The sequence below is a fragment of the Pseudoalteromonas sp. AWM4_233 genome (assembly GCF_056158285.1).
In genome coordinates this window covers 3,007-3,263 of the sequence record NZ_JBSWSZ010000154.1, presented here as the reverse complement: position 1 = coordinate 3,263, position 257 = coordinate 3,007, and positions in this window count along the sequence as shown.

The window sequence follows — 257 nt, the reverse complement described above, 5'->3', positions numbered from 1 at the left end:
AAGGTTAACGACGGTTAGATTCACCTCTTACACAGCACCTGTGATGGACAGCCATGTTTAGTGCATGGTGTCGGTGGGTTAAAAGATACAGTTTCGCATAACGAAACAGGCTTTGTGTCTTTAATGGTGAGTCATTAGTTCAACAAGTAGAAAATTTAATCGAATCATTTGAACAAGCTCTGTCATTACTCAGCACAGGTGCTGTGTAAGAGGTGAATCTAACCGTCGTTAACCTTAGCAATACGTAATCTTTTACG